This is a genomic window from Ferrovibrio terrae (assembly GCF_007197755.1).
Taxonomy (GTDB): domain Bacteria; phylum Pseudomonadota; class Alphaproteobacteria; order Ferrovibrionales; family Ferrovibrionaceae; genus Ferrovibrio; species Ferrovibrio terrae.
This window is the reverse complement of sequence record NZ_CP041636.1, coordinates 283,602-309,405: the sequence shown is the minus strand read 5'-3', so window position 1 is coordinate 309,405 and position 25,804 is coordinate 283,602. Positions and strand designations below refer to the sequence as shown.

At 63.6% G+C, this 25,804-nt stretch carries 26 protein-coding genes; 16 read left to right on the top strand and 10 right to left on the bottom strand.

Features of this window, described 5'->3' with window-relative positions; genetic code table 11:
* Positions 1 to 6 precede the first annotated feature (6 nt).
* The 3 genes from FNB15_RS01450 to FNB15_RS01440 form a co-directional block, all read right to left on the bottom strand.
* Positions 7 to 318 (bottom strand): ArsR/SmtB family transcription factor, encoded by a 312-nt coding sequence (locus FNB15_RS01450; protein ID WP_144067004.1) that lies wholly within the window; start codon positions 316 to 318, stop codon positions 7 to 9.
* Between the two features lie 98 nt (positions 319 to 416).
* Positions 417 to 1,568, bottom strand: coding sequence for a YbfB/YjiJ family MFS transporter (locus FNB15_RS01445; RefSeq protein ID WP_144067003.1), 1,152 nt, complete (start codon positions 1,566 to 1,568; stop codon positions 417 to 419).
* Positions 1,569 to 1,698: 130 nt separating this feature from the next.
* A complete protein-coding gene (locus FNB15_RS01440; RefSeq protein ID WP_144067002.1) occupies positions 1,699 to 2,526 on the bottom strand; it encodes an AsmA family protein in 828 nt (275 codons plus the stop codon).
* A gap of 157 nt (positions 2,527 to 2,683) precedes the next feature.
* Between FNB15_RS01440 and FNB15_RS01435 the strand changes: the two genes are divergently transcribed.
* Genes FNB15_RS01435 through FNB15_RS01415 form a run of 5 tightly spaced genes read left to right on the top strand, consistent with a single transcriptional unit; the run spans position 2,684 to position 6,489 of the window.
* The gene (locus tag FNB15_RS01435) at positions 2,684 to 3,349 is read left to right on the top strand and encodes an RraA family protein (protein ID WP_144067001.1); all 666 of its coding nucleotides are present in this window, start codon (positions 2,684 to 2,686) and stop codon (positions 3,347 to 3,349) included.
* Complete coding sequence (locus FNB15_RS01430) at positions 3,336 to 3,644, top strand: UxaA family hydrolase (RefSeq protein ID WP_144067000.1); 309 nt, start codon at positions 3,336 to 3,338, stop codon at positions 3,642 to 3,644. The genes FNB15_RS01435 and FNB15_RS01430 overlap by 14 nt, the downstream gene beginning before the upstream one ends.
* The gene (locus tag FNB15_RS01425; protein ID WP_221932719.1) at positions 3,641 to 4,849 is read left to right on the top strand and encodes a UxaA family hydrolase; all 1,209 of its coding nucleotides are present in this window, start codon (positions 3,641 to 3,643) and stop codon (positions 4,847 to 4,849) included. The genes FNB15_RS01430 and FNB15_RS01425 overlap by 4 nt, the downstream gene beginning before the upstream one ends.
* A gap of 18 nt (positions 4,850 to 4,867) precedes the next feature.
* Positions 4,868 to 5,617, top strand: coding sequence for an SDR family oxidoreductase (locus tag FNB15_RS01420; protein WP_144066999.1), 750 nt, complete (start codon positions 4,868 to 4,870; stop codon positions 5,615 to 5,617).
* Between the two features lie 23 nt (positions 5,618 to 5,640).
* Entirely contained in the window at positions 5,641 to 6,489 is an 849-nt protein-coding gene (locus FNB15_RS01415; protein ID WP_144066998.1) for a fumarylacetoacetate hydrolase family protein, read from the top strand.
* A gap of 13 nt (positions 6,490 to 6,502) precedes the next feature.
* Here the strand turns inward: FNB15_RS01415 and FNB15_RS01410 are convergent, their stop codons facing one another.
* Positions 6,503 to 7,450 (bottom strand): sugar kinase, encoded by a 948-nt coding sequence (locus tag FNB15_RS01410; protein WP_144066997.1) that lies wholly within the window; start codon positions 7,448 to 7,450, stop codon positions 6,503 to 6,505.
* A 148-nt stretch (positions 7,451 to 7,598) separates the two neighbouring features.
* Between FNB15_RS01410 and FNB15_RS01405 the strand changes: the two genes are divergently transcribed.
* The 9 genes from FNB15_RS01405 to FNB15_RS01365 all read left to right on the top strand — a co-directional run bounded on the left by FNB15_RS01405 (position 7,599) and on the right by FNB15_RS01365 (position 17,005).
* On the top strand, positions 7,599 to 8,306 hold the full coding sequence (locus FNB15_RS01405) for a GntR family transcriptional regulator (RefSeq protein WP_144066996.1): 708 nt from the start codon (positions 7,599 to 7,601) through the stop codon (positions 8,304 to 8,306).
* A gap of 2 nt (positions 8,307 to 8,308) precedes the next feature.
* Positions 8,309 to 9,202 (top strand): DMT family transporter, encoded by an 894-nt coding sequence (locus FNB15_RS01400; RefSeq protein ID WP_144066995.1) that lies wholly within the window; start codon positions 8,309 to 8,311, stop codon positions 9,200 to 9,202.
* A gap of 36 nt (positions 9,203 to 9,238) precedes the next feature.
* Positions 9,239 to 11,017: an IlvD/Edd family dehydratase gene (locus tag FNB15_RS01395; protein WP_144066994.1), complete on the top strand. Its 1,779-nt coding sequence runs from the start codon at positions 9,239 to 9,241 to the stop codon at positions 11,015 to 11,017.
* Between the two features lie 191 nt (positions 11,018 to 11,208).
* The gene (locus FNB15_RS01390; RefSeq protein ID WP_144066993.1) at positions 11,209 to 12,579 is read left to right on the top strand and encodes an ABC transporter substrate-binding protein; all 1,371 of its coding nucleotides are present in this window, start codon (positions 11,209 to 11,211) and stop codon (positions 12,577 to 12,579) included.
* Positions 12,580 to 12,605: 26 nt separating this feature from the next.
* The gene (locus FNB15_RS01385) at positions 12,606 to 13,481 is read left to right on the top strand and encodes a carbohydrate ABC transporter permease (protein ID WP_144066992.1); all 876 of its coding nucleotides are present in this window, start codon (positions 12,606 to 12,608) and stop codon (positions 13,479 to 13,481) included.
* A complete protein-coding gene (locus tag FNB15_RS01380; RefSeq protein WP_144066991.1) occupies positions 13,478 to 14,320 on the top strand; it encodes a carbohydrate ABC transporter permease in 843 nt (280 codons plus the stop codon). The genes FNB15_RS01385 and FNB15_RS01380 overlap by 4 nt, the downstream gene beginning before the upstream one ends.
* 37 nt (positions 14,321 to 14,357) lie before the next feature.
* Positions 14,358 to 15,431, top strand: a complete 1,074-nt coding sequence (locus FNB15_RS01375) for an ABC transporter ATP-binding protein (protein ID WP_144066990.1) — start codon at positions 14,358 to 14,360, stop codon at positions 15,429 to 15,431.
* A gap of 30 nt (positions 15,432 to 15,461) precedes the next feature.
* On the top strand, positions 15,462 to 16,358 hold the full coding sequence (locus FNB15_RS01370) for a 2-dehydro-3-deoxygalactonokinase (RefSeq protein ID WP_144066989.1): 897 nt from the start codon (positions 15,462 to 15,464) through the stop codon (positions 16,356 to 16,358).
* Complete coding sequence (locus tag FNB15_RS01365) at positions 16,355 to 17,005, top strand: 2-dehydro-3-deoxy-6-phosphogalactonate aldolase (protein WP_144066988.1); 651 nt, start codon at positions 16,355 to 16,357, stop codon at positions 17,003 to 17,005. Before FNB15_RS01370 ends, FNB15_RS01365 begins: the two co-directional genes overlap by 4 nt.
* 17 nt (positions 17,006 to 17,022) lie before the next feature.
* Here the strand turns inward: FNB15_RS01365 and FNB15_RS01360 are convergent, their stop codons facing one another.
* The gene (locus tag FNB15_RS01360) at positions 17,023 to 18,066 is read right to left on the bottom strand and encodes a patatin-like phospholipase family protein (protein WP_246068762.1); all 1,044 of its coding nucleotides are present in this window, start codon (positions 18,064 to 18,066) and stop codon (positions 17,023 to 17,025) included.
* An 88-nt stretch (positions 18,067 to 18,154) separates the two neighbouring features.
* Between FNB15_RS01360 and FNB15_RS01355 the strand changes: the two genes are divergently transcribed.
* Positions 18,155 to 19,048, top strand: coding sequence for a methyltransferase domain-containing protein (locus FNB15_RS01355; protein ID WP_144066986.1), 894 nt, complete (start codon positions 18,155 to 18,157; stop codon positions 19,046 to 19,048).
* Here the strand turns inward: FNB15_RS01355 and FNB15_RS01350 are convergent, their stop codons facing one another.
* The gene (locus tag FNB15_RS01350; RefSeq protein ID WP_144066985.1) at positions 19,049 to 19,657 is read right to left on the bottom strand and encodes a TetR/AcrR family transcriptional regulator; all 609 of its coding nucleotides are present in this window, start codon (positions 19,655 to 19,657) and stop codon (positions 19,049 to 19,051) included.
* A gap of 104 nt (positions 19,658 to 19,761) precedes the next feature.
* On the opposite strand from FNB15_RS01350, the gene FNB15_RS01345 reads away from it, so the two are divergent.
* Positions 19,762 to 20,196 carry a VOC family protein gene (locus FNB15_RS01345; protein ID WP_144066984.1) on the top strand — a complete coding sequence of 145 codons (435 nt, stop codon included), beginning with the start codon at positions 19,762 to 19,764 and terminating at the stop codon, positions 20,194 to 20,196.
* Between the two features lie 341 nt (positions 20,197 to 20,537).
* Here FNB15_RS01345 and FNB15_RS01340 read toward each other — a convergent pair whose 3' ends face one another.
* From FNB15_RS01340 to FNB15_RS01325, 4 genes are all read right to left on the bottom strand, one after another.
* Positions 20,538 to 21,002, bottom strand: coding sequence for a (deoxy)nucleoside triphosphate pyrophosphohydrolase (locus FNB15_RS01340; RefSeq protein ID WP_144066983.1), 465 nt, complete (start codon positions 21,000 to 21,002; stop codon positions 20,538 to 20,540).
* Positions 20,983 to 22,218 carry a bifunctional glutamate N-acetyltransferase/amino-acid acetyltransferase ArgJ gene (argJ, locus tag FNB15_RS01335; protein WP_144066982.1) on the bottom strand — a complete coding sequence of 412 codons (1,236 nt, stop codon included), beginning with the start codon at positions 22,216 to 22,218 and terminating at the stop codon, positions 20,983 to 20,985. The genes FNB15_RS01340 and argJ overlap by 20 nt, the downstream gene beginning before the upstream one ends.
* Before the next feature lie 37 nt (positions 22,219 to 22,255).
* A complete protein-coding gene (locus tag FNB15_RS01330) occupies positions 22,256 to 23,143 on the bottom strand; it encodes a peptidylprolyl isomerase (protein ID WP_185973668.1) in 888 nt (295 codons plus the stop codon).
* A 96-nt stretch (positions 23,144 to 23,239) separates the two neighbouring features.
* Positions 23,240 to 25,717, bottom strand: a complete 2,478-nt coding sequence (locus FNB15_RS01325; protein ID WP_185973667.1) for a patatin-like protein — start codon at positions 25,715 to 25,717, stop codon at positions 23,240 to 23,242.
* Between the last annotated feature and the right edge of the window lie 87 nt (positions 25,718 to 25,804).

Here is a 25,804-nt window from a genome sequence, read left to right as displayed (position 1 = left end):
CCTGTTTCAGCGCCGGGAAGGTTTGCAGAATTGGTCGTAGAGCAGGCCGATCATGGCTTCGATGCGCGGATCGGCGAGGCGGTAGTAGATGGTCTGGCTGTCGCGACGCGTCGCGACCAGACCGTCCTCGCGCAGCCTCGTCAGATGCTGCGACAGGGCCGACTGGCTCAAGCCGACGGCTTCGGCCAGTGCGCCGACCGACTGCTCGCTGTCGACCAGCTGACACAAGGTCAGCAGTCGCTTTTCGTTGGCGAGGGCGCGCAGGAAGCGGCTGGCTTCGGCGGCGCTGGCTTGCAATTGATTCAGGTTGGCGTTCATGTTTCAGCTATAGTTTAGGTATCGCTAATTTAGAAAATACTAATATAAATGTCAAGTGTCGTGGTGTGGAATTTGGCAGCTTCGAAAATAATGAGAGTCTAGCTGGGTTTACGCACGAAGATGGTGAGCAGCATGGCGATGAAAATGCCACTGGCACCGAGCGCGAACAGCAGATTGTAGGAATGCGTCTGGTCGAAAAGCCAGGAGAAGAAGTAGCCGACGCCGGCGGATGCGCCGGCGAAGCCGGCGGTCAGCCAGCCCCAGACCTTACGATGTGCGCCAAAGCCGACCAGTTCGGCGACGCGGCCGGATGCCAGCGCCGAGATACCCGGCGTCATCGCACCGACCGTGACAGCCGAAATCCCCAGTGCCACCGGATGCTGCGACATCAGCGGAATGGCAATCGCCGCGCTCTTGATCGCCAGCACACCGATGATGCTGCGATAGAAGCCGAACCATTCAGCCGCAAACCCGACCAGCAGCGGGCCGCAGAGCGCGCCGATGCCGAACAGTACCCAGGTGAGGCCGCCCGCCGCCACGCCGCGTTCCAGGCCGCGCGCGACATAGTCGGCCAGGAACACCGTGTGCGGGATGAAGCCGGCGGAGTCGATCGTATAGGCCGCGAGCAGCAGTGCGATGGGCAGCGTGAAGACGCGTGCCGGTGCGGCTTCGGCGGGCGGCGGGGGCAGGGCGGCATCGCCATCCCATTGCTTCCAGGTCAGTGCGGCGATCAGCAGCGCGAGCAGCCCCATGCCGGCCCAGATCGCCGAGGGTCCGAAACCGGCCAGCGCCGGCACCAGCGCACCGGACACGATGATGCCGGAGCCGACGCCGGTAAAAATAATACCGTTGGCGCGGCCGCGCTGGTTCAGCGGCGCGCGCGACAGCACCAGCGGAATCGCGCCGACCATCAGCAGCCCGCCGGTGAAACCGGCGAGGAAGCGCCAGGGCGCGAACCAGATGAAGCCCCACGGCAGCGCACAGGCCACCAGGCTGATGGCGACCGTCACCATCGAGATGCGGGTCAGCAACGGCACGGGTATCTGGCGCGCCAGCGTGGCGGCAAGCAGACTGCCGAGGACATAGCCGAACAGGTTGGTGGCGCCGAGATAGCCGGCATCGCCGACGCTGAGCCAGCCCTGTTCGATCAATACCGGCATCAGCGGCGTGTAGCCGAAGCGGCCAATACCCAGGCCGAGCAACAGCGCGCCCAGGCCGGCGAGGGCATTACGGATGGCGGGACTGATCATCGGGTGGCCGGGGGCAAGCAGCGAAGAATGAAGCAGGCGGCATGTTAGCCTGCCGCCACCGCAGCGACGACCGACAGCGCCATAAATTTACGCGATGGCTCCTATGCGTTTTCGCGCAGGGTCTTCGCCGCTATTTACCGAGCAGGCCTTTCAGCTTGTCGGTGGTGCCGCCGCTCGTTCCGCCAGCAGCTCCGCCCGTGCTGCCGCCCGTCGCCCCGCCGAGCAGGCCACCAGCCTGGTTCTTGAGGAGATCCCCGGCCTGTTTCTGCAGTTCGGCGGTGGCGACGCGCGATGCCTGGGCGCTGATCGCGCCGATCACCTTTTCGGCCACTTCAGCCGGCGTCGCGCCGCCCTTGTCCTTGCCGATATCCTTGAGCTGGATGGTGGGCAGGGGCACGGAAAGCGTGCGCCCCTGCAGCGCCTGGTGGGTCACCGAGACCTTGCCGTCGCGGATTACCAGATTCTCGATGATCACTTTCTTTTCTGGCTGCTTGCTGGCCGACTGGCCGGGATCGCCGGCGCTCTTGTTCGGCTCGGTCTTGCCGCCGCTGAACTTGGCGGCATAGGACTGAACATTTTTCTGGATCGCCTCCAGATTGCCGCCGATGCCGGCATACTCATACAGCACGGCGGGCTGCAGGATGGTCACATCCTTCACCACGATCACATTCGACTGCACGGTCGAAAGGTCGAGGCTGAGTTTGATGTCGCCCAGCATGATGGCATCGGCGCTGCTGTAGCCCTTGGGATTTTTCACCGTCAGGGTGCTGAGTTCGCCGCTGCCTGCCGTGGGCGACAACTTGACGGATTTCAGCGTCACGCTCGCCTGGGTGGCTTCCGAGCCGTAGCGCTCGATCACCGCTTTCACGATGCTGTCGAGGTTGGAGGCAAAGTAATAGGCGGCGCCGGCAATCGCGATCACGACGATGGCAAGGGCAAGAGCGATTTTCTTCATCATGGCGGTATGTCCTTCCGGTGCAGCCTGCCTGGCTCCCGACAGGCTGGATTATCCGCCCGCCCGCCGGGTGTCAGCAACAGTCATGTCGGCATGCTCTAGCCAGCTCGCAAGAATCTGGCTACAGTTGCGACAACTGATATATCAGATGGGAGTGAAGATGTCCGGGACACTGCCGGCGAATCCGCTCGCGGATCGCCTGAGCCGCTGCTACGCCTCCGCCGTCCATGACGTGCTGCGCGCCCAGGGGCATGACAACTGCCTGCTGCCCCACGATATCCGCCCGCTGAACATCAAACATACGCTGGCCGGCGAGATCTGGACCGTCAGCGGCCATATCGACCGTACGCGCTCGGCGCATGAAACCCTGCTGGAATGGACCGGCGTGCTGTCGAAGGCACCGGGCGGCAAGGTGGTGATCTGCCAGCCGAACAACAAGGAAGTGGCGCTGATGGGCGAGCTGTCGGCCTCGGCGCTGCAGCTCAAGGGCGTGCGCGGCTACATTGTCGATGGCGGTTGCCGCGATGCGGCGATGATCGACGAGATCGATTTCCCCACCTGGTGCAGTTTCTACACGCCGTCCGACATCGTGGCGCGCTGGGTGCCCGACAGTTTCGGGGCGCCGATCACCATCGGCACCGTCACGATCTGTACCGGCGACTATGTGATCGCCGATCGCGACGGCATCGTGATCATCCCCAAAGCCATGGCCGAGGCCGTGGTGACCCGCACCGAAGAGGTGATGAGCACCGAAGGCGAAGTCCGGCGCCACATCATGGCCGGCATGGACCCGCAGGAAGCCTACAAGCGTTATGGCAAATTCTGAGACAGACCCGCGTCTGCTGGTGCTCGCGCCGGGCGACAATATCGCCGTGGCGCGGCTGGAGATTGCCGTCGGCACGGCCCTGCAGGTGGCGGGCCGCAGCGTGACCTTGCAGCGTGCGATGGGCTTTGGCCACAAGATCGCGCTGCGCGATATCGCGGCTGGCGAGCGGATCGTGAAATATGGCGCGCCGATCGGCAGCGCCACGCAAGCGATCCCGCATGGCGGCTATGTGCATAGCCACAACCTGGCCAGCGACTACATGCCCAGTACCGTGCCGGTGGAGGCTGCCCCATGACCGAGATCGCAATGCGCGGCTGGCGCCGTTCCGATGGGCGCAAGGGCATCCGCAATTATGTGGCCGTGGCCTATCTGGTCGAATGCGCCCATCACGTTTCAAAAGAGATCGCCTGGCCCTATCGTGAACAGGGCGCGCATGTGATCGGTTTTCCCGGCTGCTATCCCAATGCCTATGCGCTGAAGATGATGCAGCGGCTCTGCACCCATCCCAACGTGGGCGCCGTGCTGCTGGTCTCGCTGGGCTGCGAGGGTTTCAACAAGAAGCTGCTGGAACGCACGATCAAAGACAGCGGCCGTCCGGTGCAACTGCTGGCGATCCAGGAAAACGGCGGCACCCGCGCCACCATCCAGAAGGGCCGCGACTGGGTTGAAGCGCAGCTGAAGGAACTGGCGGCGCAGCCGACCGAGCCGATGGACGTGTCCGAACTGGTGGTCGGCACGATTTGCGGCGGTTCGGATGCCACGTCCGGTCTCACTGCCAATCCGGCGATGGGCCGTGCCTTCGATTTCCTGGTGGAACAAAAAGCCGCGGCGATCTTCGAGGAAACCGGCGAACTGATCGGCATGGAAGGCTGGATGGCCGAACGCGCCATCACGCCGGAACTTGGCGACGAGCTGAAGGCCTGCGTGGCGAAAGCCGCGCGCTATTACGAAACGCTGGGTTATCCCAGCTTCGCGCCGGGCAATGCCGATGGCGGGCTGACGACGATTGAGGAGAAGTCGCTTGGCGCCTATGCCAAGAGCGGTGCCTCGCCGATCAGCGGCATCATCAAGCCGGGAGACATCCCGCCGCGTGGCGGCCTGTATCTGCTCGATGTCGTGCCCGACGGCGAGGTGCGTTTCGGTTTTCCCAATATCAGCGATAATGCCGAAATCGCCGAGCTCATCGCCTGCGGCTCGCATGTCATCCTGTTTTCCACGGGACGCGGCTCAGTGGTCGGTTCGGCACTGGCCCCGGTGATCAAGGTCTGCGCCAATCCGCGCACTTATGCGCGCATGGCCGACGACATGGACGTGAATGCCGGGCGGATTCTGGAAGGCACGGCCGATCTGGATACTGTGGGCCGCGAAATCTTCGACCTGATCAAGCAGGTCGGCGCCGGCGAGATGACGAGATCCGAAGGCCTGGGGCACCAGGAATTCATCCTCACCTACAAGAGTTTTGAACCGATCGGTCCGGCCTGCCTGCCGGCGGTCGCGTAAACACCACAGGAGACGGGCATGCGTTTGGAAGGCAAGACGGCGGTGGTCACGGCGGCGGCGCAGGGCATCGGCCGCGCATCCGCGATTGCGTTTGCCCGTGAGGGCGCCACGGTGATCGCCACCGACATCAACGAAGCCAAGCTGAAGGAACTCGGCAGCCTGCCGAATATCCGCACCCGCAAGCTGGATGTGCTGAATCCCGACGCCATTACCGCTTTCGCCAAGGAGACGGGCGCGGTGGACGTGCTGTTCAACTGCGCCGGCTTCGTGCATCACGGCACCATTCTCGAAACCGAGGAAAAGGACTGGGACTTCTCCTTCGATCTCAATGTGCGGGCGATGTATCGCATGGTGAAGGCCTTCCTGCCGGCGATGATCGCCAGCGACAAGGGCGCGTCCATCATCAACATGTCGTCGGCCTGCTCCTCGGTGAAGGGCGCGCCGAACCGCTTCGTCTATGGCACCACCAAGGCCGCCGTGATCGGCATGACCCGGTCGCTGGCCGCTGATTTCATCAAGCAGGGTATCCGCGCCAATGCGATCTGTCCCGGCACGATCCAGACGCCCTCGCTGGACGACCGCATTGCGTCGCAGGCCGCGGCTGCTGGCGGCCTCGAACAGGCGCGCTCCGGTTTCGTGGCGCGCCAGCCGCTCGGCCGGCTCGGCACGCCCGAGGAGATCGCCGCGCTGGCGGTCTACCTTGCCTCCGATGAATCCGCCTTCACCACCGGCACCATCCATGTGATCGATGGCGGCTGGACGATCTGATTGTCTGAACAGGAGATGCACTCATGAAACTGCTGCGTTACGGCCCTGTGGGCCAGGAAAAACCCGGCCTGCTCGATGCCACAGGCACCCTCCGTGACCTGTCCACCGTTGTGCCGGATATCAGCAGCAGTTCGCTCAGTCCTGCCGGCCTGGACAAGCTGAAGTCGCTCGATCCCAAGGCGCTGAAGGCGGTCGCGGGCAATCCGCGCATCGGACCCTGCGTCACCGGCGTCGGCAAGTTCATCTGCATCGGCCTGAATTATTCCGATCATGCGGCCGAGACCGGCGCTACCGTGCCACCGGAGCCGATCATCTTCATGAAAGCCACCTCGGCGATCACCGGCCCGAACGACGATGTGATCATCCCGAAGAATTCCGAAAAGACCGACTGGGAAGTTGAACTCGGCGTGGTGATCGGTTCGGTGGCGCGCTATGTCAGCGAAGCCGACGCGATGAAGCATGTCGCCGGCTACTGCCTGATCAATGACGTTTCGGAACGCGCTTTCCAGACCGAGCGCCACGGCCAGTGGACCAAAGGCAAGAGCGCCGACAGTTTCGGCCCGATCGGCCCCTGGCTGGTGACGGCCGACGAGATTCCGGATCCGCAGGATTTGCCGATGTTCTGCGACATCAACGGCAAGCGGTTCCAGAATGGCTCGACCAAGACCATGGTCTACGGCGTACGCTATCTGATCAGCTATCTGAGCCAGTTCATGTCGCTGCAGCCGGGCGACATCATCTCGACCGGCACGCCACCGGGTGTCGGCATGGGCCAGAAGCCGCCGCTCTATCTGAAAGACGGCGACAAGATCCATCTTGGCATCGCCGGTCTGGGTGAACAGCACCAGACTGCGCGGAATTATAAAGGTTGAGTATCTCTGACTTTCAGATCGGTTCGGGCGCCTTGCGCCCGACCGACTGGAAGAAGGCGTCCACCGCGGCGCGGCGCGGGATCGGCGCGACTGCGCCGTAGCCGATGGTGGTGAGCGCGGCCGCCGCATTGGCATAGGCCACGGCATCGAGCGGCGAGGCGCCGCGCACCAGTTCGGCCAGGAAAGCGCCGTCGAAGCAGTCGCCGGCGCCGGTGGCATCCACCGTCGGCACGCGATGGCCGGGCAGGCGCCAGCGGCCGTCGCTGTTCGCCACGATCACGCCCTCGGAACCGCATTTCAGCACCACCAGCGGAATGCCCATGCCGCGATAGTGGTCGAGGATAGCGAACGGATCGCTCAGGCCCGTCAGCGCCGTGGCGTCTTCCAGGCTTGGCAGGGCGATGTCGCTCTGCTTCAGCGCGGCATGGATGGCGTCGCGCGCGGTTTCCAGCGGCCACAGCTTGAGCCGCAGATTGGTATCGAAGGACACCGTCTTGCCGGCCTTGCGCATGCGGGCCATCGCGGTCATCGCGGTGTCGCGTAAAGACTCGCTGACGGCCAGCGTGATGCCGGACACATGCAGCAGCTTGGCCTGTTCCAGCGTTTCGCCGGGCAGGTCGGCCGGGGCCATATGGCTGGCGGCCGAGCCCTTGCGATAATAGGTGAAGGTATGGCCCGTCTCGCCATGGGTCACGAAGTAGACTGCGGTGGGCGTGTCGCTGCGGCGGCCGACGGTGCTGGTATCCACCTGTTCGCGCTGCCAAAGATCGAGCAGCAGGTCGCCGAACACATCCTGGCCGACCAGCGTGCAATAGGCCGACGCGGCGCCCTGGCGGGCGGCGGCAATGGCGCAGTTCGAGGTATCGCCACCATAGCCGCGCAGATACTGGTCGCTGTCGGCGCCACCGGTCTGGTTGAACTCGACCATGGCTTCGCCGAGGCAGAGGATGTCGAAAGGCATCGTCCGGGCATCTCCTGTTCCATGCCTTTCCTAGCCGACAGGGACGGCAAGGGCAAGCCAGCTGACATATCAGATACTATCCGGCTTGATGCCACCCGGATGCCGCTGCTACGCTGCCGGCTGAGCAGGTAAACAAGGTCCGTCCGTCATGGCAAAAGCTGGCACAGCACGCACAACGCGGCTGGAGCGCCCGAAATCCCTCACCGAACTGGTCAAAGACCATGTCCGTGGGCGGATCACCAATGGTGAGCTGGCGCTCGGCGAAGCGCTTTCAGAGAATGTTCTAGCGGCCCAGCTCGGCATTTCCAAGACTCCGGTCCGCGAGGCTTTGCTGCAACTGAAGCTGGAAGGCCTGGTCGACATTCAGCCGCAGCGTGGCAGTTTCGTATTTTCGCTGGCGCCCGAAGAGGCCGCCGAGATGTGCCAGTACCGCGTCATCCTGGAGGCCGCCGCTCTGCGCGATGCATTGCAGAACGATGAGGCCGGACTGGTCGACGCGCTGGAGCAGAATGTGAAGCGCATGGCCAAGGCGGTGGCCGATGGCGACATGCCCGCCTATCGCCGGCTCGACACCGAATATCATCGCCACATTCTGCTGCGCGCCAACAATCGCTTCCTGACTCTGGCGCACCAGCAGCTGGAGATGAAGATCCAGGCTTTGCGCGCCAGCGTTACGTCGAAGGAACGCACGGTCGGCGATTCACTGGCCGAGCATCAGAATATCGTGAAGCTGCTGCGCGCCAAGGAGAAGACCAAGGCGATGAACCTGCTGGGTGTGCATATCCGCGCCGCCTCGCGAGACTACCAGATCATTCTGCATGAACAGGCCCGCGGCCGCGAAAGGCGGAGCGGCTAGGCATGTCCGAACGCGCCGTGAGTACGGGAGTGGCGATGGAATCCGGCCATTGGCGCGGCATTGTCTTCATGCTGCTCGGCACCGCGCTGTTCACCTTCAACGATGCGCTCGGCAAATGGATGGTGGCGAGCGTCGCCGTCGGCCAGCTGCTGTTCATCCGCTCGGCCACCGCGCTGGTCGTCCTGTTGCCGGTAGTTCATCGGGCCGGCTGGCGCAAGGTTTTCGTGTTGCATCAGCCGGGCCAGCATGTCCTGCGTCTTGCCTTCATCGTGGCCGAGGTCTTCTGCTTCTATCTCGCGGTGCGGCATCTGCCGCTGGCCGACGTCATGGCGGTCTATCAGGCGACGCCGCTGATCGTGACGGTTCTGGCCATCCCGCTGCTGGGCGAGGCGGTCGGCTGGCGGCGCGGCCTGGCGGTCGGCTTAGGCTTTATCGGCGTGCTGCTGGTGCTGCAACCCGATGGCGGCGTCTTTACGACACCGGCGCTGATCGCGCTGGGCGGCAGCGTCACTTATGCATTGTCGATGGTGGCGACGCGCAAGCTGCGCGAAACCAACTCGCTGTCCCTGATCGTTTATCACAGCATCGCTGTGGGCGGCGTCGGGCTGCTGACGCTGCCCTGGGGCTGGGAACCGGTGGATCTGCCCGGCATTGGCTATCTGGCGCTGATCGGCGTGGTCGCCACCGCTGCCCATATGTGCATGAACCAGTCGCTGAAACTCGCGCCGGCCGCCGTGGTCGTGCCCTTTACCTATACCTCGCTGCTCTGGGCGATCCTGCTCGGCTGGCTGTTCTTCGCCGATCTGCCGACGCCGCTGATGCTGCTCGGTGCAGGGATCATTGTCGCCAGCGGATTGTTTGTTTTGCACCGAGAACGCCAGATCAAGGCCGAATAGACCAGCAAGTCGAAAAGAAGATTCAGGGAGCCCCAAATGACCGAGAAGAAAAAGCTGCGCAGCCGCGAATGGTTCGACAACCCGCATGATCCGGGCATGACCGCGCTGTATCTGGAACGCTACCTGAATTTCGGCCTGACGCTCGCCGAGCTGCGCGGTGGCAAGCCGATCATCGGCATCGCCCAGTCCGGCAGCGATCTCTCGCCCTGCAACCGCCACCATCTCGATCTGGCGACGCGCATCCGTGACGGTATCCGCGATGCCGGCGGCATCCCGATGGAATTCCCCACCCATCCGATCCAGGAAACCGGCAAGCGGCCGACGGCGGCGCTCGACCGCAACCTGCTCTACATGACGCTCGCCGAGCTGCTCTATTCCTACCCGCTCGACGGCGTGGTGCTGACGACGGGTTGCGACAAGACCACGCCGGGCATGCTGATGGCCGCCGCCACCGTGGACATTCCCGCCATTGTGCTGTCGGGCGGTCCGATGCTGGATGGCTGGTACAAGGGCATGCGCGCCGGTTCCGGCACCGTCGTGTGGTTCGCGCGCCAGGAACTGGCGGCGGGCCGCATCAACTACGACCAGTTCCTCGAGATGGTCGCGTCTTCGGCGCCCAGCCCGGGTCACTGCAACACCATGGGCACCGCGCTGTCGATGAACAGCATGGCCGAAGCGCTCGGCATGTCGCTGCCCGGCTGCGCCTCGATCCCGGCGCCGTATCGCGAGCGCGCGCAGATGGCCTACGAAACCGGCCGCCGCGCCGTGGAGATCGTGCATGAGGACCTGCGTCCCTCCAAGATCATGACGCGCAAGGCCTTCGAGAATGCCATCGTCGCCGCCAGTGCGCTCGGCGCCTCCACCAACTGCCCGCCGCATCTGAATGCCATCGCGCGCCACATCGGTGTCGAGCTGGATGTGACCGACTGGGACAAGGTGGGCTATGATATCCCGCTGCTGGTCAACCTGATGCCCGCCGGCGAATATCTCGGCGAGGGCTTCCACCATGCCGGCGGCGTGCCGGTGGTGATGCGCGAGCTGCTGGAGGCCGGCAAGCTGCATGCCGATGCGCTGACTGTGAACGGCAAGAGCATGGGCGAGAATGTGAAGACTGCTGTCTGCGAAGATCGCAATGTGATCAAGCCATATAAGCAGCCGATGCTGCCGGAAGCCGGTTTTGCCGTGCTTTCGGGCTCGCTGTTCGACTCCGCGGTGATGAAGACCTCGGTGGTCTCGCCCGAATTCCGCAAGAAGTATCTCGAGCGTCCCGGCGATCCGAATGCCTTCGAGGGTACCGCCATCGTCTTCGAGGGGCCGGAGGATTATCACGAGCGGATCAACGATCCGAAGCTGCCGGTGGATGAGAACAGCATTCTCGTCATTCGCGGCACCGGGCCGATTGGATACCCGGGCGCGGCGGAAGTGGTGAACATGCTGCCGCCCGACCGGCTGGTGAAACAGGGCATCAACCTGCTGCCCTGCATCGGCGATGGTCGCCAGAGCGGCACGTCCGGCAGCCCGTCGATCCTCAATGCCTCGCCGGAATCGGCGGTCGGCGGTGGCCTTGCTCTGCTGCAGACCGGCGACAGGATCCGGATCGATCTGAACAAGCGCAGCGCTGATATCATGATTTCTGCCGAGGAACTGGAGAAGCGTCGCAAGGCCTGGGTGCCGCCCAAGCTGGTAAACCAGACACCGTGGCAGGAACTGCAGCGCAAATATGTCGGTCAGTTGTCCACCGGCGGCTGCCTCGACTTTGCCACCGACTACCAGAAAATCGCCGAAACCTTCGGGGTGCCGCGGCACAATCACTGACAGCGCTGAGGCGGCCGTAAACTCCGCGTAACTGGTGCGCGAAAGATCGGCGGATGTCCGGCGCTTCGGGGCTTGGCAGGCCGCCGAGGGCTGGCTAAACTGATATATAAGATGCAACCGCCGGGGAGTTGGCGCTGCATTTAACGACATTCAGAACCCACAACGGGTCTGTTCCAGGGAGGTACAAGAAGATGCGTAAAGCATTGGGCCTGATTCTCGCGTCCACCGCAGTCGCCGGCATTGCCGGCTTCGCCATGCCCGCCGCTGCCCAGCAGACGGTGACGGTGTGGTTTACCAAGGGCTTCTACGAGGCCGAAGACAAGGCGCTCTACGCCTTCATCGAGCGCTTCGAGAAAAAGCATAACGCCAAGGTGCAACTCAGCCTGTTCAGCACCGAGGACATCATCACCAAGACGGTGAGCGCCGTCGAAGCCGGCACGCCGCCAGATGTCGGCTTCGGCACCACTTACGATTTCCGCACCACCGGCAAGTGGGCTTTCGATAACAAGATCGAAGACCTGACCGACATCATCACGCCGATCAAGGACCGCTTCCTGCCCGGCACGCTGGAAACGGTGTACCTGCAAAATAATACGGCCAAGAAGAAGGCCTATTACGCGATGCCGGTGCAGCAGCAGACGATTCATACCTTCTACTGGAAGGACATGATCGAGGAAGCCGGCTTCAAGGCTTCGGATATCCCGAGTGACTGGAAGGGCTACTGGAGCTTCTGGTGCGACAAGGTGCAGCCGGCGCTGCGCTCGAAGGGCAAGCGCGTCTACGGCGTCGGCCATCCCAGCTCGATCGCTGCCAGCGACACCTTCTACAGCTTCCTGACTTTCGTGAATGCCTATGATGCTTCGCCGGTCGACAAGGACGGCAAGCTGCTGGTGGACAATCCGAAGGTGAAGCAGGGCCTGGTCAACGCGCTGAAGGACTATGCCGACGTCAACCTGAAGGGTTGCACGCCGCCGTCCTCGGTGACCTGGACCGACACCGACAACAACGTCAACTTCCACAACAAGACGACCGTGATGACGCATAACGCGACCATCTCGATCCCGTCGTCGCATCTGGACAATGCCAACAAGGGCGATGCCCAGGCGCGCAAGAACTACAATGAACTGATCATCACCGGCGGCTGGCCCAAGAAGCCGGATGGCGGCACGCTGCCCAACCTGGCTGCCGTGAAGACCGCCGTGGTCTTTGCCGATGCCAAGCAGAAAGCGCTGGGCAAGCAGTTCCTCGCCATGCTGCTGGAAGACGAGAACCTCAATCCGTTCGTCGAAGGCGCGCTGGGCCGCTGGTTCACCGTCACCAAGGCGGGCGCTGATCGTGCGTTCTGGAAGGACGGCTCGGACCCGCATCGCAAGCAGGTCTACCAGCAGTTCATCACGGAAGGCACCATCCCCTTCCAGTTCGTCTATGATTACCACTTCACCACGATCAACGCCGAGAACGTCTGGGGCCGCGCCATTGCACGTGTCGCCGGCGACAAAATCCCGGCGGAGCAGGCGGTCGACGAGATGATCGCCCGCATCAAGGTGCTGGTGGCTCAGTAAGAAGCGTAAAGGGGAGGGCGCGACGAATGGTGTCACTCGCGCAGGACGTCGCGCCCTCCCGCCGCTCCGGCCGCATGTCGGCCGAAGCGACCTGGGGGCTCATCATGCTGATCCCCTATATCGCCATTTTCCTGACTTTCGTGCTCTATCCGGTCGGCTACGGCCTCTATCTCGGCACCGAGATCAAGGCCTATCGCCGCATCTTCGACGACCCGATCTTCCTGCGCACGCTGGCCAATACCGTCATCTTCCTGGGCCTGGCGGTAAACATCAAACTGATGCTGGCTTTGCTGCTGTCCGGCTTTTTCGTGCATGAACGGCGCTGGATCCGCTGGCTCAGCTTCATCTTCATCCTGCCCTGGGCGATTCCGTCGATCCCCACCATCCTGTCCTTCCGCTGGATGCTGAATGCGGAATGGGGGATGATCAATTCGCTGATCTTCCAGTTCACCTTCCAGGACGGTCCGGGCTGGCTGCTCGACCGCGTCTACGGTCTGGGCTCGATCATCACAATTCATATCTGGAAATATCTGCCGTTCTGGACGCTGATCCTGGTCGCCGCGCGGCTGACCATCTCGAAGGACCTGTATGAATCGGCCGATGTCGACGGCGCCAGCGGGCTGCAGAAATTCCTCTACATCACCTTCCCCGGCGTGCGGAACATGTACATCACATCGACGCTGCTCTCGACGATCTGGACGCTGGGTGATTTCAACTCGATCTACCTGCTGACCGGCGGCGGCCCGGCTGATTCCACCCAAGTGCTGGCCACGCTCGGCATCCGTTATGCCTTTGGCATGAGCGAGGTGCGGTCTGGCGTGGCGACGATTATCGTGGCGCTGCCCTTCATGGTGCCGATCGTGGTCCTGATGGTAAAGCGCCTGCGCGGAGAAGACCGATGAGCCCCCGCAAGGCCTTTGATGAGGCCCGTCTCGTTCTGGTTGGCGTGCTCGTCCTGATCTGGACCCTGATCCCGATCTACCACCTGTTCGTCATGTCGATCACGCCGCAGGCCGAGGCTTTTGCCGGTGCGGTCTGGCCGAAAAATCCTACGCTCGACAACTACACCACCGTGCTGACCCAGGGGCATTACTTCCTCGGCCATTTCTGGCAGCAGCTGTTCAATTCGGCCATGGTGGCCGTGGCTGTGGCGGTGCTGACCCTGACCATCGGCACCTGCGCCAGTTTCGCGATCAGCCGCCTGAAGGTGCGGATCGGCGAGACCGTGTCGAACCTCGCGCTGCTCACCTACCTGATTCCGGCCGCTTTCCTGGCAATCCCGATGTACGCCACGATGGGGCAGTACGGCCTGCTCGGCAGCCGCTGGTCGCTGATCCTGACCATGGTCACCTTCGCCAGTCCCTATGCGATCTGGATGCTGCGGCAATATGCCGACAAGCTGCCCTATGAACTCGACGAAGCGGCGCGCATCGATGGCGCCAGTCCGCTGCAGATTTTCTGGCTGATCTACCTGCCGCTGATGATGCCGTCCATGGTGGCGATCGGCACCTACGCGCTGCTGCTGGCCTGGAACGAGTATCTCTATGCCTTCCTGCTGCTGTCGGCCGATACGGAAATCACGCTGTCAGTGGCGCTCGGGCATTTTCTCAGCACCGACGACGCGCCATGGAACCTGCTGATGGCGACCGGGATCATCTATGCCCTGCCGCCGGCGGCGATCTATTACGCATTCCGCCGCTATATGGTGGCCGGCCTCACCGCGGGGGCGGTGAAGTCGTAACGTCAGTACAAGAAAATAGAGTCACAGGGAGTATGCAATGGCGAGTGTGAGCGTTGAGGCGGTGCGGAAGCGCTATGGCGCCCTGGAAGTCATTCACGGCATCGATATCCAGATTCCCGATGGCGAGTTCGTCGTGCTGGTCGGGCCTTCCGGTTGCGGCAAATCCACCCTGCTGCGCATGATCGCCGGGCTGGAGGAGATTTCCGGCGGCGTGATCCGCATTGGCGACAAGGTAGTGAACGAGGTTCCGTCGAAGGATCGCGACATCGCCATGGTGTTCCAGAATTACGCGCTCTATCCGCATATGACGGTGCGCGAGAATATGGGCTTCTCGTTGAAGCTGCGCAAAGCCGAGCGCGGCGTGATCGCCGAACGCGTCAAGAAAGCCTCGCAGATTCTCGGTCTCGATCCCTATCTCGAGCGCTATCCCAAGCAGCTGTCGGGCGGCCAGCGCCAGCGCGTCGCCATGGGCCGCGCCATCGTGCGCAACCCGCAGGTCTTCCTGTTCGACGAGCCGCTGTCGAATCTCGATGCCAAGCTGCGTGTGCAGATGCGTACCGAGATCAAGGCCTTGCACCAGCAGCTCAAGACCACCTCGATCTATGTCACGCATGACCAGATCGAGGCGATGACCATGGCCGACCGCATCGTGGTGATGCATGACGGCATCGTCGAGCAGATCGGCTCGCCGCTTGAACTCTATGAACGGCCAGCCAATTTGTTCGTGGCCGGCTTCATCGGCTCGCCGGCGATCAACCTGATCCGCGGCACGCTGCGGCGCGAGGGCGGCCGCAACTGGGTCGCCACCGACGCCGGCCTCGATTTGCCGCTGAATGGCCATGCCGGCGGCCAGGACGGCCAGCCGGTGGTCTATGGCATCCGGCCCGAGCATCTGGCGCCCGCGGATAGCGGCGGCCTGCCGGTCACGGTGAGCGTGGTGGAACCGACCGGCGCGAGTACTTTTGTCTATGCCGATCTCAGCGGTGCGCAGATCTGCGGTGTCTTCGCCGAGCATCCCGGCGTCAATCCCGGCAGCAGCATGACGATGATGCCGCGGCTGGATCGCGTGCATCTGTTCGATGCCGGCTCGGGGCAGCGTCTGGCCGGCTGAATGCCAGATAGCCAATGATCAGGATTGCCAGTGATCGGGATTGATTGGGGCAGCAGCGGATTCCGCGCCTATCGCCTGAGTGACGACGGCATCCTCCGCGAGCGCCGCACGGCCGCGTCGGGCATCGCCAGCCTGACGCCCACCGACTACGCCGTCGTGCTGCAGCAGCAGATTGGTGACTGGCTGCGTGATGAACCCACAACGCCTGTGCTGCTCAGTGGCATGGTCGGCAGCCGCCAGGGCTGGCGCGAGGCTGCTTATGCCGAATGCCCGGCCGGCATGTCCGAATTGGCGGCGAACTTCTGCCCGGTCGATCTCGGTGGCGGCCGCCAAGCCGATATCGTGCCCGGCCTGTCCTGCCGTGGCGCCAATGGCAATCCGGATGTGATGCGCGGCGAGGAAACCCAGATATTCGGTCTCGACTTGCCGGCAGAGGCGACGCTCTGTATGCCCGGCACGCATTCCAAGCATGTGCAGATCCGCGATGGCCGCATCGCCGGTTTCGCCACGGCGATGACCGGCGAGGTCTTCGCCCTGCTGAAAAGCCATGGTCTGATCGCCGCCATGCTGGCGCCGGCTGATTCAAAGCCGGAGGAACTGGATACCGCCGCTTTCGAAAGCGGCCTTGCGCTGTCGGGCCAGCCGGGCGGGCTGCTGCATCACATTTTCAGTGTGCGGACGCGAAGGCTGTTCAATGAGCTTTCCGCCGAGGCTGCGGCGCACTATCTTTCAGGTATCCTGATCGGCCATGAATTGCGGGCAACCGCCTGGGCCGGACAGGTCGTCATCGTCGGAACCGGCGGTCTGGCGATGCGTTACCGGAAGGCTTTCGCCTTCCTCGGTATCGATGCCGATGTGGCGCCGGAAGATGCCGCGGCCATCGGGCTTTATCGCCTGGGGCAGCTCGCGGCGAGGAGGACGCCATGAAGGACCATAACACAAAAGACCTGACCGCCTGGCTGCAGGCGAGTCCCGCCATCGCCATCCTGCGCGGCGTGAAGCCCGAGGAAGTGGTCGAAATCGGTGCCGCCTTGATCGAGACCGGCATCCGCATCATCGAAGTGCCGCTCAACTCGCCCGATCCGCTCGTCAGCATCAGCAATCTGGCAAAGCATTTCGGCGACAAGGCGCTGATTGGCGCCGGCACCGTGGTGGACTGCACCATGGTCAAGCGCATCGCACAGGCTGGCGGCCGGCTGACCGTCTCGCCGCATGCCTGTGCCGACGTGGTGCAGAAGGCCAAGGTGCTCGACATGTATGCCGTGCCGGGCTTCTTCACGCCGACCGAGGCCTTTGACATGATCGAGGCCGGTGCCGACGGGCTGAAGCTGTTTCCGGCCGAGGCGGCGTCCCCTGCCGTGCTGAAGAGCCTGCGCGCCGTGCTGCCGCGCACCATGCCGGTGATCCCGGTCGGCAGCATCAATGCCGATAACATGGATGGCTGGCTGGAAGCCGGCGCGGCCGGTTTCGGCTTTGGCGGCGCGCTCTACAAGCCGGGCTTCACGGCGCAGAAGGTGGCCAAGCGGGCGCGGGCCATCATGCGCATGATCCAGCCGGCCCAAGCTGCAGAATAATGGCAGCAGAATAGCGCTCAGAGGAACTTCGCGGCGATGTCGGTGGTCGAGGTCTTGCCGACGGCATCGTAATGCTTGCGCAGGAAGGTAGTGGCCTGCCGGCGGCCGAGCGCATAGAGCTTCTGCAGGAAACCCCAGTCGACATTGTATTTGCTGGTGGCGCCAAAGGCGGCCAGCTGCTCTTCCGCATCGATGGTGTGGATCAGCATATGCTTCAGTCGACCGCCATCGTCGAAGCCGGATTCGACCAGCCGGGTGACGAAGTTGATCGCCCGCATCTCGCGCACCAGGCTGGAATTGAAACTCAGCGTATTGGCGCGATCAAGAATGGCCTGCGGAGTTTTCGGCACGCCGGGAATCTTCATCGGGTTGATCTGCACGATCAGCACGTCGCGGCAGTCGCAATTGTAGATGATCGGGAAAATCGGCGGGTTGCCCATGAAGCCGCCGTCCCAGTAATAGCTCTTGCCGATCTTCACCGCCTGGAACAGCTGCGGCAGGCAGGCCGAGGCGAGCAGGGCGTCGATACTGAGTTCCTGGTTCTGGAACACCTTGATCTTGCTTTCCAGCACGTCGGTGGCGCAGACGAACAGTTTCACCGAGATGCAGTCATGCAGGCTGTCGCAGTCAATGGTCTTTTCCAGGATGTCGCGCAGCGGATTCTCGCCGCCCGACAATGTCTGGTAGGGCGAGGCCAGCTTGGTGGTCAGTTCCATCAGCTGGTAGCTCGGCGAGTAATCGATCCCGCCGAATTTGAACCACTGGTCCAGCAGGGTCGGGCGGAAGGGCGAGAGCGCCGCCGCATCGGCGACGCGCTTCCAGAACTCGCGCAAACTTGCGCGCGCCATGTCCGGGCCGCCCTTGTGCAGCCCATAGGCCAGCACGGCGGCATTCATCGCGCCAGCGGAGGTCCCGCTGATGCCCTCGATCTCGAAGCAGTCTTCTTCCAGCAGGCGGTCCAGCACGCCCCAGGTGAAGGCGCCGTGGGTGCCGCCGCCCTGCAGGGCCAGATTGATCGGTTTGCGCTTTCGCAATCGCCGCGTGGCCGTCAGCTTCGCCACGGGCTTCTTGATGGCCTTGGCGACAGCCTTTTTAATTTTGCTCCGTACCGGCATGGCGAGGTGCGATGGCCCGTGGCAGAATGCAGCGATGAGCGACACTATGCAGGTCTTCGATCGCGCCGCCAAGCGGCGTCAGCGTCAGCGGGTGGCCGCGAAGGCGGCTGATTACGACTTCCTGCGCGCCGCCGTAGCCGAACGCCTGCTCGACCGGCTGGACGATATCCGCCGCAGCTTTCCGCTGGCGCTGGTGCAGGGCTGCGATGCCGCCTGGCTGCAGACGCATCTGGGGTCGCGCGGCCAGATCGAGCGGATCGTGTCGATGGACTCAGTCGGCGGCAGCGGGTTGCATGCGGTAGGCGATGAGGAATTCCTGCCCTTTGCCGAAGGCAAGTTCGATCTCGTCATCGCGCTGCTCAACCTGCACTGGGTGAACGACCTGCCTGGCGCGCTGATCCAGATCCGCCGTGTGCTGAAACCCGATGGCCTGTTCCTCGGCGCCATGCTGGGCGGTTCGACGCTCAGCGAGATGCGGCAATGCTGGCTCGCGGCCGAAGCCGAAATCGAGGGTGGCGCCAGCCCGCGCATCTCGCCGATGGCGGAAACGCTGGATGGCGCGGCGCTGCTGCAACGCGCAGGCTTTGCATTGCCCGTTGCCGACAGCGACATCATTCCGGTCACCTATACTGATGCCTTCAGCCTGATGCGCGACCTGCGCGGCATGGGCGAGACCAATGCGGTGCTGACCCGGCGCAGGACGTTCACGCGGCGGGCCACGCTGTTGCGCATGGCCGAACTCTATCAGCAGCGGTTTGCTGGTCCGGATGGCCGCATTCCGGCCAGCTTCGAGATGATCACGCTGACTGGCTGGTCGCCGCATGAAAGCCAGCAGAAACCACTGCGGCCGGGGCAGGCGACGCATAGCCTGGCTGATGCGCTGGGCACGATGGCGCATCCCATCGGCGGGCCTCTCAAGCCGAACTGATCAGTCTTCCGGCGTGAACAGCAGTTCGAGGATGCGCTTCAGCGCGGCTTCGGCTGCCTTGCGCGCCGCGATTTCATCCTTGGCCTCGGCGAGCCAGAGCACGGCCTCGTTCATCGCGCCGCTCAGCAGGTAGGTGAGCGCCTCTGCCGACAGTTTCTGCCCACGCGGCAGGTCGGCAAGGGCCGCTTCGACGCCCTGACGCAGCGAGCCCATGCCATGCCGGGCATCGATCTCGCGCCAGCGCTGCCAGCCGATCACCGAAGGCGCGTCGATCAGATAGATCTGTCGCGCGCCGGGCTCCAGACAGGCAGCGATGAAGGCCTGGCTGCCGCGCACCAGGCCATCCAGCGGCGATTTCGCTTTTGCTGCTGCGGCCTCGATGGCGGCCAGCACTTCCTGCGCCACCTGTTCGACCACGGCGGCGAACAAAGCCTGCTTGTCGGTGAAGTGATAATAGAGCGCGCCGCGCGTGACGTCGGCCTGCGCCACGACCTCTTCGGTGCCGGTGGCGGCAAATCCCTTGGCGGCAAACAGCCCGCGCGCGGTGGCCAGCAGGGCCGCCCGCGTCGCCGCATGTTTTTCAGCCTTGCTCTGACGCTTCTCTTGCATACATACAACCTGTATGTTTATATCAAGCCCAGGACGGCCAGTCCAGTCATTTCACAGCGCCATCCGCCACTGCCACCCGGACCGCATAACAGGGAGTCTTCCCCATGAAACTCACCAGCTATTACCCCGTGATCTGCACCGACAAACTGGCCGAGACCCGGGCCTTCTATGAAACCCATTTCGATTTTGCCCCGGCCTTCGAGAGCGACTGGTATGTGCATCTGACCAGCCGGAGCGATTCGCGGGTCAATCTTGCCATACTCGACCACACGCACGAGACCATCCCGGAAGGTTTCCGCAAGCCGGCGCAGGGTTTCCTGATCAATTTCGAGGTCGAGGATGTCGATGCTGCCTATGCGCAGGTGCAGGCGGCGGGGCTGAATATCCGGCTCACGCTGCGTGACGAAGCCTTCGGCCAGCGGCATTTCATCGTCGCCGATCCGAGCGGCGTGCTGGTCGATGTGATCAAGCCGATCCCGCCCTCGGCGGAATTCGCCGCGCAGTACAGCGCGGAGGCGCTGGAGCAGGTGTCGAAGTAGGGAATAGTGAGGGCTTTTGCGGCGAATGGGCGGACTGGCTCATTTGCCTTGGTCCCTGTGACAAATAATGCTATTATTCCTATTTATGAGAACAATTGTTCGCATATTTGGGCATGCGCATCAATGCGCCATTCGCCGAAATAGCGCCGCTGTTGGACATCGTGGATAGGGAAATCAATGGCTTGGCACAAAATGCCAAGGGTTTAGCCGGCTTTAAACGGGCTGAAACAGGACGAAACAGGACGAAACAGGCCCAAACAGGCCCAAACAGGCTCAAACAGGCTCAAACAGGACGGAACTGGCTCCGAACAGGCTCCGGATTGGATGCAGTCGGACAGCGCCTAGGTCAGCAGATCGCGCAGCATCGCCACAAGCGGTACATCGGCTGGCGGCATCTCCTGCGGATTCATCTTCACCGGCCGCAGCCATTTCATCGCCTGGCCCTCGCGCGGCTGCGGCTGCCCGGCCCAGCGGCGGCAGACATAGAGCGGCATCAGCAGGTGGAAATCGTCGTAGGAATGGCTGGCAAAGGCATAGGGCGCCAGGCAGGCCGCCGAGATATCGAGATGCAGTTCTTCATGCAGTTCGCGGATCAGGGCTGCTTCCGGCGTCTCGTTCTTCTCCACCTTGCCGCCGGGAAACTCCCACAGGCCAGCCAGCTTCTTGCCTGGCGGACGCTGGGTCAGCAGCACGCGGTTGTCGGCATCGACCAGCGCCACCGCCACGACCAGCACGACCGGCTTGGGCGTCAGCAGCGCCGCGGCGTCGCCGGGGCAGAGCGGATCGTCAGCTGCGGTAGTCGGCATTGATGTCGATATAGCCGTGCGTCAGGTCGCAGGTCCAGACGCGCGCCGCGCCCTTGCCGACGGCGACATCCACCTCGATGCGCACATCGCGGCTCTGGAAATGTTTGGTGGCGGCAGCATCGTCGTGATCGGGACGCACCATGCCGTTCTTGGTCACGGCCTTGCCGCCGATCTTGATCACCAGCTTGTCGCGGTTGGCGGGTTCGGCAGATTTTCCGACCGCCATGATGATGCGGCCCCAGTTGGCGTCGGCGCCGGCAATCGCGGTCTTCACCAGCGGCGAATTGGCGATCGAGCGCGCAATCACGCGGGCCGAAGCATCGCTCCTGGCGCCGGTCACGTCGATGGTCACCAGCTTCTGCGCGCCTTCGCCATCGGCGGCGATCTGCTGCGCCAGGTCGGACATCACGGCGGTCAGCGCCTTGCGGAACTCGGCCAGCCGCTTGTCGGACGCCTTGGCATGCGCGGTATTGCCGGCCTTGCCGGTGGCAAACAGCAGCACGGTATCTGACGTGGAGGTGTCGCCGTCGACCGTCAGACAGTTGAAGCTCTGGTTGTTGCTGGCTTTCAGCAGGGCCTGCAGCACATCGGCCGGCAGTTTGGCATCGGTGACGATGAAAGCCAGCATGGTCGCCATATCCGGCGCGATCATGCCCGAGCCCTTGCAGAAACCGTTGATGGTCACGACCTTGCCGTCGATCTTGCACTTGGCGGTGGCCAGCTTGGGGAAGGTGTCGGTGGTCATGATCGCCTTGGCGGCGCTCATCCAGTCGCTGTCCTTCAGGCCGGCCTTCAGCTTCGGCATCTGCGCCACGATCTTCTCGGCTGGCAGGATCTGGCCGATCACGCCGGTCGACGCCAGATAGACTTCATTGGCCTTGCAGCCGAGCGCCTTGGCCGCGCCATCGGCCGTGACCTTCACCGCCTGCGCGCCGGCCTTGCCGGTGAACACATTGGCGATGCCGGCATTCACCACCAGCGCACGCGCGGCACCGCTGGGCAGGATCTTGCGGCACCATTCCACCGGCGCGCCCGGCATCGAGGAACGGGTGAAGAGTCCCGCCGCCTTGGTGCCCGGGGCGAAGTCGATCAGCACCAGATCGTCGCGGCCCTTGTAGCGGATGCCGGACAGCGCCGTGGCGAAGCGCGCACCGGCGACGGCCGGCAGGGTCGGATAGGACTTGGGGGCCAGCGGCGAAACCGGATGCGCAGCCATCGTGGTGCTCCTGGGCTTTCTCGTATTGTCTTGAGGATCAGTTCTTCTTCGGGGCCGGTGCAATGGTCGGCAGGCGATTGCCGCCACCTTCCTGCGGCCAGTCCAGCGTCTCGATCTTGGCGCCCTTGCGCAGGTCGGCCACGATCTTTTCGACGACTTCGCCGCTCATCATTTCCTGCACCTGGCCGCGCACATCCTCGAACTTCGGCGGCTCGGACTTGCGGCGCGCTTCCACCTTGATGACGTGCCAGCCGAACTGGGTCTGCACCGGCACCTCGGTCACCTGGCCGGGCTGCAGCTTGAAGGCCGCTTCGGCAAAGGGCGGCACCATCTTGTCCTTGGTGAAGAAGCCAAGATCGCCGCCGGTCGCAGCCGTCGGCCCGGTCGAACGCTTTTTCGATACTTCGGTGAAGTCGGCGCCCTTCTTCACTTCGTCCAACGCGGCTTTCGCATCGGCCTCGCTGGCCACCAGGATGTGGCGGGCATGCACTTCTTCCTGCGGCGGCTGCTGCTGGATCAACTCGTCGTAGCGCGCCTTCATCTTCGCATCGGTGATTTCTTCCTTCACCTTGCGATCAAGATAGGCCTGCTGCAGCACCTGCTCACGAGCCGACTGAAGCTGCTTCTTCACATCGGCGTTATCGCCCAGCTTGGCCTTTTCGGCCGCCTCGCTCAGCAGCCGGCGCGCGGCCAGTTCGTTGATGATGCCGGGCAGGATCTGCTCCAGCGGGATCTGCGCCATCTGTGGCGGCAGCTGGCTGTAGAAATCCAGCACAGTCGAGCGATGGATCGGCTGGCCGTTCACGCGCGCCACCACCGGATCGTCAGCGGCCTTTGCGGGCTGCTTCTGCTGCGCGAAAGCAGCAGGGCTGAGCGCCACCACGGCAGCAGCAATGAGAAGGGCGGAACGGATCGAACGGGTCACGGCAAGGCTCGCTTGGCTAGCTGAAAAAGGGCGGCCGAGAGCATACGCCAAATCCCGTTTGGGACAAGGCATGGCCAGTTTGGGGGCGGCCGGATTTCAGGCCGCCTTACCGGCTGCGATGGCGTCCAGTTCGAGGCGCAGATCGGCGATCAGCGTCTGGCTGACGGCAAGGTTGGCGGCTTCGCGGTCCAGGATCAGGCGGAAGGCTTTCAGCTTGATCGCGGTCCGGTCGAGCGGAATCTCGAGGCCCGGTCCGCTGGCGGCATCGTAGACGATGTCGATCAGGCGGTCGGCGGCATGCAGGCGGCCCCAGAGATAATCGTTCTCGCGATGGGCGCGGCTGAAGAAGCCGCCGAAGCGGCCGAGGTTGACGCCTTTCAGGGTATTGCCCTTGCGGATCGCGACAGCGTCTTCCGGGCTGATGCGGTCGATGCGGATTTCGTTGAACTCGCCCAGGTCGCGCCAGTTGGTGATGGTGAAGGTCAGCACATCCCAGAACGGGAAGCCGATATAGCTGACCAGCAAAGTCTGCCGTGCCTGGCTGCTCCAGTCCTGCGGCGACAGATCGGCGAACAGCGTATCCAGTTGATCCGTGCGGCGGTTCAGGTCGATGTCGGCGCCCATCGCATCGATGGCCTCATCGATGGCGACAAGGTTCTTCGCCGCAAAAGCCTGCGCGTCCTGCGCCAGCAGTTCAGCATGCTGCAGCGCCACGCGGCGGAAGAACAGCGCCTTGATCTGGTCGATGGTGATGGATGACAGGCAACTGGCGCTCTCGAAATGACGCAGGGTTTCCTGCGCCTCGTAGAGCGCGCGTTTCAGCTTGTCGAGTTCCTCGGCCTTCAGGCCGCGATGCTCGGGCTCGGTCAGCTTGCCGTAAAGCTGGTTGAGCTGCTGCACCAGGAAACGGACGCGGCGCTGGCGGAAGGCAACGTCGAAGCGCAGCAGGAAACGCACCCAGCCGGGCAGGTCGTCGATACCAGCGCCCGGGCGCGCCTTCTCGAACCGCTGCACCGTGTAGCAGACGCCGCGTGCCTCGGCCCAGTGCAGCAGGGCCTGCCGTGTCCACTGAGCTTCCGTGGAGCGTTCACCATAGCCGCAGGCATCGCAGACCAGCCTGGTCACGAAGTCGAGTACGCTCCCCAGCTTGAGGCGCACATAGCCTTCGTAGGCAAAGCCGGCCTCGCGCACGGCGCGTTCGCTCACCTGCATGCGCCAGAGCCGCACTTCCATTTCGCTAAGTGCGGCATCCAGATGCTGCGGTGCGCTTTCCTCCACCAGCTGCGCGATCTGCGGCTGCGTCGCCTCGATCACACCGCGCAGGTGGCGCACGCGCTCGTTGAAGCGGCTGACGCCGAGCAGTTCGTCGGCAATCGGCTCGTTGCGCGGAATATCGCTCAGCGCGCCTTTCAGCACGCGGAAGAAGCCTGGAATGCGCCCGGTCGGCGGCGGCGGCGGGCGCAGTGGCTGCGGATCGATATAGACCAGACGGCGGTCGACCTCACGATAGGCGGGGCGGCCGCGGATCGCCTTCATCGCGGCGGCGAAGGGCTTGTTCGCCAACACGCCGCCATCGACGAAGGAGGTCAGCTCCGGATCGAGATCGGCGCGCAGGTAGCCGGCGAAATTGCGATTGATGAAGCTGGCGCGGTTGTCCCATTGCCGGCCCTGTTCGGCCAGCAGCCGGTCGATCTCGCCGATCTGCGCCGGCGGGAAGGCGCCGGGAAAAGCGGATGTGGCGCGGCCGGCAAAGGCCAGCGCCGGCGCATCGGCGCGCGTGAAATCCGACTGCTCCTCGCCACCGGGCCAGCGGCGATAACTGTAGCGCAGCACATGACGATGCTCGCGATCACGCACATAGGGCGGGTCGTGGATCGGGATATGCTGCAGGAAGCCGTAGAAGTCGGTCAGCGTCACGAACAGGTCGAGCGCCAGATTGGCCGGCATCAGTGAATCGCCTGGTGTCGTCGGATTGCCCATTCCCTCCAGCCCGGCCATCAGCTGGCGCAGCAGATGCGTGCCGTCGAATGGCGGCTGGAACCAGCGCGACCGGGTGAACAGCGACAGTTTCTGCAGCACTTCGGCATCGCCGAGCAGCAGCCGGCCGAACCGCGAGCGTGCCGCCAGCCACAGCAGCGGCCGCATATAGGCCTTGCTCCACTGGCCGGCGCGTTTCTCGGTATCGAGCAGACGTTCGACATCGGCTTCGCGGAGCCAGAGGTTGCGGAAATGATCGATGCGCAGGTTATGCGCCAGCGCGCGGCCGAGAATCAGGCCGTTGATGCCGCCGGCCGAGGCGCCGGCGATGACATCGACCACCACGCGCAGGTCGATATGCTTGCCGACGTCCTGCAGCAGTTCGAAATAGGCGTGCTCGCTGTCATACTCGGTGTCGCTGGCCTGCACATGGTCCGCGAAACCTGCGCTGTCGCGCGCGGACCCCTTGGGCAGCTCGTGATAGGCTCGCGAGGCGCGGACCAGCTTGAGGATTTCCTTGGTGACGCCATGCATGTAGATGGCGAGCGAGACGCCGCCAAAGCATACCAGCGCAAGGCGCAGTTCTTTTTCCTGCAAGCAGGTCTCCCCCGGTCCTGCGGCTGCGGCGCGGCCACGACTCCGAGTCTGCCCGTTAAGGCCTTGCGGCTCAAGCAGTTAAGAAGC

Excerpts from the sequence above, each read along its gene's own strand:
- FNB15_RS01345 (WP_144066984.1), top strand. The coding sequence starts at position 19,762 with ATGAAACTCACCAGCTATTACCCCGTGATCTGCACCGACAAACTGGCC.
- FNB15_RS01450 (WP_144067004.1), bottom strand. The coding sequence starts at position 318 with ATGAACGCCAACCTGAATCAATTGCAAGCCAGCGCCGCCGAAGCCAGC.
- FNB15_RS01410 (WP_144066997.1), bottom strand. The coding sequence starts at position 7,450 with ATGCCTTTCGACATCCTCTGCCTCGGCGAAGCCATGGTCGAGTTCAAC.
- FNB15_RS01350 (WP_144066985.1), bottom strand. The coding sequence starts at position 19,657 with ATGCAAGAGAAGCGTCAGAGCAAGGCTGAAAAACATGCGGCGACGCGG.
- FNB15_RS01365 (WP_144066988.1), top strand. The coding sequence starts at position 16,355 with ATGAAGGACCATAACACAAAAGACCTGACCGCCTGGCTGCAGGCGAGT.
- FNB15_RS01425 (WP_221932719.1), top strand. The coding sequence starts at position 3,641 with ATGACCGAGATCGCAATGCGCGGCTGGCGCCGTTCCGATGGGCGCAAG.
- FNB15_RS01430 (WP_144067000.1), top strand. The coding sequence starts at position 3,336 with ATGGCAAATTCTGAGACAGACCCGCGTCTGCTGGTGCTCGCGCCGGGC.
- FNB15_RS01380 (WP_144066991.1), top strand. The coding sequence starts at position 13,478 with ATGAGCCCCCGCAAGGCCTTTGATGAGGCCCGTCTCGTTCTGGTTGGC.
- FNB15_RS01400 (WP_144066995.1), top strand. The coding sequence starts at position 8,309 with ATGTCCGAACGCGCCGTGAGTACGGGAGTGGCGATGGAATCCGGCCAT.
- FNB15_RS01375 (WP_144066990.1), top strand. The coding sequence starts at position 14,358 with ATGGCGAGTGTGAGCGTTGAGGCGGTGCGGAAGCGCTATGGCGCCCTG.
- FNB15_RS01415 (WP_144066998.1), top strand. The coding sequence starts at position 5,641 with ATGAAACTGCTGCGTTACGGCCCTGTGGGCCAGGAAAAACCCGGCCTG.
- FNB15_RS01355 (WP_144066986.1), top strand. The coding sequence starts at position 18,155 with ATGAGCGACACTATGCAGGTCTTCGATCGCGCCGCCAAGCGGCGTCAG.
- FNB15_RS01340 (WP_144066983.1), bottom strand. The coding sequence starts at position 21,002 with ATGCCGACTACCGCAGCTGACGATCCGCTCTGCCCCGGCGACGCCGCG.
- FNB15_RS01385 (WP_144066992.1), top strand. The coding sequence starts at position 12,606 with ATGGTGTCACTCGCGCAGGACGTCGCGCCCTCCCGCCGCTCCGGCCGC.
- FNB15_RS01395 (WP_144066994.1), top strand. The coding sequence starts at position 9,239 with ATGACCGAGAAGAAAAAGCTGCGCAGCCGCGAATGGTTCGACAACCCG.
- FNB15_RS01405 (WP_144066996.1), top strand. The coding sequence starts at position 7,599 with ATGGCAAAAGCTGGCACAGCACGCACAACGCGGCTGGAGCGCCCGAAA.
- FNB15_RS01420 (WP_144066999.1), top strand. The coding sequence starts at position 4,868 with ATGCGTTTGGAAGGCAAGACGGCGGTGGTCACGGCGGCGGCGCAGGGC.
- FNB15_RS01445 (WP_144067003.1), bottom strand. The coding sequence starts at position 1,568 with ATGATCAGTCCCGCCATCCGTAATGCCCTCGCCGGCCTGGGCGCGCTG.
- FNB15_RS01390 (WP_144066993.1), top strand. The coding sequence starts at position 11,209 with ATGCGTAAAGCATTGGGCCTGATTCTCGCGTCCACCGCAGTCGCCGGC.
- FNB15_RS01440 (WP_144067002.1), bottom strand. The coding sequence starts at position 2,526 with ATGATGAAGAAAATCGCTCTTGCCCTTGCCATCGTCGTGATCGCGATT.
- FNB15_RS01435 (WP_144067001.1), top strand. The coding sequence starts at position 2,684 with ATGTCCGGGACACTGCCGGCGAATCCGCTCGCGGATCGCCTGAGCCGC.
- argJ (WP_144066982.1), bottom strand. The coding sequence starts at position 22,218 with ATGGCTGCGCATCCGGTTTCGCCGCTGGCCCCCAAGTCCTATCCGACC.